This is a genomic window from Xenorhabdus bovienii, from assembly GCF_024721015.1.
Lineage (GTDB): Bacteria > Pseudomonadota > Gammaproteobacteria > Enterobacterales > Enterobacteriaceae > Xenorhabdus > Xenorhabdus bovienii.
The window spans coordinates 1-3,739 of sequence record NZ_JANAIF010000142.1 but is presented as its reverse complement, the minus strand read 5'-3'; the positions used below and the strand labels follow the sequence as shown (position 1 = coordinate 3,739).

The window sequence follows — 3,739 nt, the reverse complement described above, 5'->3', positions numbered from 1 at the left end:
CCTGTTCCTCTTTAGGATATTTTTTATATATTCGGGCATTAGCCTCTGCTTTAATGGCTCCACGTTTGCTGAAATATCGCCTTTTCCTTGTTGGCGAGTAGTAAACGAGTGTCTCTATCATTTTAATAGTCACAATAATTCTCCCGCTGTGATGAAGCAGCGCAGTGATATAGGTTGGGGTTAGATGTTTCTATTTGGATTGCCGAATGGCGTTAGAACGGAATACCCTGATCATCCCAATCTGCGGGTGGTGTATCCTGTTGGGCGTAATATTGCGATGGTGAGTTAGAATTAACTGATTTTCGGTCATCCTTGTCTTTCAGATTTGCTATGACTTTATCTACTGTAGTTGCTGGCTTCCCTTCAACTTTCTCAGCAATAGTCTGACGCGTGTCGGCATAGAACGGGATGCGGATATCCATTCCGTAGGTATCAGATCCATTCGTCTTTGTTCTCAGTATCTTTTGCAGCACCAGACCAACACGTTTACCCGTGAATTCTGGTGCAATCAGGTTATTAACAGAAACCATATGGCTAGTTATCTGACGAAGACCGCAACATCCCATGATGGCCTGTATCATGCTGTGACCGAATGCATTGACTGAACCATCTTTTTTCTTGCAACAAATACTGAGATAACTGACTTTGCGACCGTCATCCGTCTCACCAGAGAACTCAATGAACTCAGCGCCAGATTGGGCGGTGGTCAGTTTTGCTTCGTTAATGGTGATAACATATGCGCCGCTTTCATTTATAAAACCGCCTTGTCCGGCACTCATGGCTGATTCTTGGTCGTAGGTAAAAAGAACATTGTTCATATAGTTGTTTCCTCTGTGTGGGTTTCTAGGTCGTAATACTCACAAATAGCGTTATCTACGGTTTTCAGGTCGTTTTCAATTTCGAATGAGTCAAACAGTCCCATTGGGGATTTGACGGTATCGAACCCGTTGTTTTGGGTAGTGAACAGATAGCGTCCATCCTTGACCAGTGTTTTCAGTACGATAGTGAACATCCCTTCCACTGTGATTTTCTCATCCAGCATCTTACCGATGGTCTTCATCTTCACTTTTCCCTGCTGGGATTCTTCCGTGTGAGAGAGGAAGTAGATCCGTAAGTTGTCTGGCGTTTGTCTGATGGCGTTATCAATCACGTTCCATGCGTGAGAGCCTATTTCAGTGAATTTATCGAAGGACTTTTCTTCTGAACGGCGCATAAATTCATTAGCCATCAAGTATTGGAAGTCGTCAACGATGATAGTTGTCTTGCCATGCTTGGGAGCTGCCTTAATCACGGCTATGACTTGCTGCCAATTATCCGTGGAGCAAATAGCGCCAGCGGGGTTTTCTTTATTAAAGGGCTTCCATACTGCGGAGCGAAACGGTAATGGCTTCCTGACCGTCTGGATTAACAATGTCTCTTCTGGATTGAGGTTGCGTAGACTGGCACTCTTCCCTGTACCAGATTCACCGAGTATGAGTGTTGCGGTTCCCATATTGACTACCTCGCTAACCAATAATTGATTGTGAACTCAACATCAGGATCAAGGTCAGGTTGCTTCAATAACCATGTGAAATAGCTGGGGTTAGTTTGCGCAACCTCTTCGAATGTTATTCCCTTATGTTTGCCAAACTTGAACTTATGCAATAATGAGGGTTGATTACTGATTTCCAGCATTTCCTCGTCAGACCAACCTGATTCATCCTTGATACGTTTAAATAACGCGGCTGTGACAATACAGTCATACAGCGCTCTGTGAGCATGCAATCCCTCTGACACATGAACATCCAGTTTCAGTGCGTATCGCAGGTATTGGTTACTGTGACTCTCTAACTCAGGCCATAAACGCCTTGCTAGTTTTAATGTACAGATAAATGGCGCATCCATTTCCGGCATCATTCGCTTATCGAACTCTGCGTTATGCGCAACCAGATAATCAGCGCCTTTGTAATTACTGATAACTTCATCAATAAGCGGAGAGTCAGCCACCATTTCATCAGTGATGTGATGAATAGCCATTGCGTTTATTGAGATTGGTTTATGTGGGTTTACAAAGTGTGACCGCTGAAGGTTGTAATAAATTTCACTGCCTACCATGTCGATACTTGCTATCTCAACAATCCCACTGTCCATGTCACAGGTTTCTGTATCTACTACTCTGTATGTCGTCAAAACTAGTCTCCTGTCCAGATACCACCATGACGGCGGGTCGGTGAATGACCCTTATAATGGTCATATTCTATGTGATGAGTTGCGTAATAATCCCGCCACGCCTGACGTTTCTGTTCAGTGCGTTGCTCTGCCAGGTGCTGGGGTAGCGGGGGGTGATTTAATGCGGCTTCGTGGTTGGCTTGTCCCGCCCGCTCTTCACGAACTCGTTCCGATAATTTTTTACTTGCGGGGTGTGGGGTGTTATTTATCATTGTTGCGAAGACCAATTCCTTGAGGTATCGCTGCTGCTCTATCGGGTCTTTCGGCACGAAACAGCCAGGTGAGCGCCAGTAATTGCTGGTCATGTGAAATCCCCCGCGAAATCCTGAGCACTGACGGACAATCCCTCCATACCCAACACCTCCCGCTTGTATGCCAGTTCCTCGTGCTCGGCTATTTGTTCATCCGTGTATTTCCGTTTATGTTGCTCATTCTGAGCGCCATAGGGGGTGTAGTCGTATCTCATGCGATCCTCCGCTGTGCTTTTTTCAGCTCTTCCATGAAGCTATCCATTAAATCCCTGTCAATGAGATAATCCGTTAACTCATTCATTGACCACTGCCCTGTGTCCATGCGTTCTTCCATTGTGCAATCCATTCCCTTTACTCCCTCAGGAAATTCAATGACATTGACTCCGTTTCGATAATGTCGGCTACTGACCGATGGTGCGAATACTTGCATGATGACCTCCGTAATATTTCATGAGTAATTTCATGCCGCGAGTCCATGCGGCCGAGCGATTTTCACGTACAGCGAGACATCCCCACGATTGAGCGCGGGTTAGATTTCGTTTGTTCATGATTGATTATCTGGTGATGAGTAGAATAAAAATGACGGCTAGAATTGAGAGAGAATAATAATAGAAACTATCGGGAATCATTTTGCCGTCAGACTGATGAGTGCTTTGGCGTGTATTACGGCAGATCCGACATCGAGGTGGATTAGGCCGCGTTCTAAACGAACGTAATCACATGAACTTCCAGACCAATAATTATCCCAAAATAAACCATCCTTTTCTTCTTCTTCTATATCCGGATAATAATATACCTGTTCATATTCCAACGGCTTCCGCACTGGTTCCGGTACGTCGAAATTACCTATCCGAACAGTGCGGGGTTTTAGGCGGTATTCGAAACCAGTACCTTCTATAAACGCAATTTCTCCTCCTAAATTTCTCCATCCAATTTTATCGTCGTTTTTTGCTTGAAAATGTTTCCACCACTCAGAATCAGTCTGCGCAATTTTAGCCGCTTTCATCATTAAATCTGCGTGAATATGTTTAGGCATTGTTATTCTCCCTATTAGCCTCGATAGTTTTATCCCAGTCCAAAGAATATCCCTTGTATCTGGTTGGAGTTATATACATACCCGTAGGAGGTAACATGTGCAATCTTTCTGTTCTTTCCATTCTGCAATCATAAGTACCGTCATGGAAAATATTTTCAACTACCCCAACATCACCATTCAATAATATGACCATGTAACCAATTTCAAGTTTTGGGTAGTTATCTCTAGTCAGGGTTTTTTTTAA

8 protein-coding genes are annotated in these 3,739 nt (G+C 44.1%); all 8 read right to left on the bottom strand.

All coding sequences use genetic code 11. The features are described from left to right. Positions 1-212: 212 nt before the first annotated feature. Positions 213-818 carry a hypothetical protein gene (locus tag NXS07_RS18995; RefSeq protein WP_046337093.1) on the bottom strand — a complete coding sequence of 202 codons (606 nt, stop codon included), beginning with the start codon at positions 816-818 and terminating at the stop codon, positions 213-215. Next, positions 815-1,492 (bottom strand): DEAD/DEAH box helicase family protein, encoded by a 678-nt coding sequence (locus NXS07_RS18990; protein WP_258087407.1) that lies wholly within the window; start codon positions 1,490-1,492, stop codon positions 815-817. The genes NXS07_RS18995 and NXS07_RS18990 overlap by 4 nt, the downstream gene beginning before the upstream one ends. 5 nt (positions 1,493-1,497) lie before the next feature. Beyond that, positions 1,498-2,169, bottom strand: coding sequence for an exodeoxyribonuclease X (exoX, locus tag NXS07_RS18985; RefSeq protein ID WP_258087406.1), 672 nt, complete (start codon positions 2,167-2,169; stop codon positions 1,498-1,500). Positions 2,170-2,171: 2 nt separating this feature from the next. Then, on the bottom strand, positions 2,172-2,513 hold the full coding sequence (locus tag NXS07_RS18980; protein WP_258087405.1) for a hypothetical protein: 342 nt from the start codon (positions 2,511-2,513) through the stop codon (positions 2,172-2,174). Further along, positions 2,510-2,674, bottom strand: a complete 165-nt coding sequence (locus tag NXS07_RS18975; protein ID WP_258087404.1) for a hypothetical protein — start codon at positions 2,672-2,674, stop codon at positions 2,510-2,512. The genes NXS07_RS18980 and NXS07_RS18975 overlap by 4 nt, the downstream gene beginning before the upstream one ends. Beyond that, the gene (locus NXS07_RS18970; protein WP_258087403.1) at positions 2,671-2,889 is read right to left on the bottom strand and encodes a hypothetical protein; all 219 of its coding nucleotides are present in this window, start codon (positions 2,887-2,889) and stop codon (positions 2,671-2,673) included. Before NXS07_RS18970 ends, NXS07_RS18975 begins: the two co-directional genes overlap by 4 nt. Before the next feature lie 195 nt (positions 2,890-3,084). Then, positions 3,085-3,495, bottom strand: coding sequence for a hypothetical protein (locus NXS07_RS18965; protein WP_258087402.1), 411 nt, complete (start codon positions 3,493-3,495; stop codon positions 3,085-3,087). Beyond that, positions 3,488-3,739, bottom strand: a 252-nt coding sequence (locus NXS07_RS18960; RefSeq protein ID WP_258087401.1) for a hypothetical protein, incomplete at its 5' end; no start/stop codon positions are given. The genes NXS07_RS18965 and NXS07_RS18960, both read right to left, overlap by 8 nt.

Coding starts and splice junctions, on each gene's coding strand:
- NXS07_RS18995 (WP_046337093.1), bottom strand. CDS start 818: ATGAACAATGTTCTTTTTACCTACGACCAAGAATCAGCCATGAGTGCC.
- NXS07_RS18970 (WP_258087403.1), bottom strand. CDS start 2,889: ATGCAAGTATTCGCACCATCGGTCAGTAGCCGACATTATCGAAACGGA.
- NXS07_RS18980 (WP_258087405.1), bottom strand. CDS start 2,513: ATGACCAGCAATTACTGGCGCTCACCTGGCTGTTTCGTGCCGAAAGAC.
- NXS07_RS18990 (WP_258087407.1), bottom strand. CDS start 1,492: ATGGGAACCGCAACACTCATACTCGGTGAATCTGGTACAGGGAAGAGT.
- NXS07_RS18975 (WP_258087404.1), bottom strand. CDS start 2,674: ATGAGATACGACTACACCCCCTATGGCGCTCAGAATGAGCAACATAAA.
- NXS07_RS18965 (WP_258087402.1), bottom strand. CDS start 3,495: ATGCCTAAACATATTCACGCAGATTTAATGATGAAAGCGGCTAAAATT.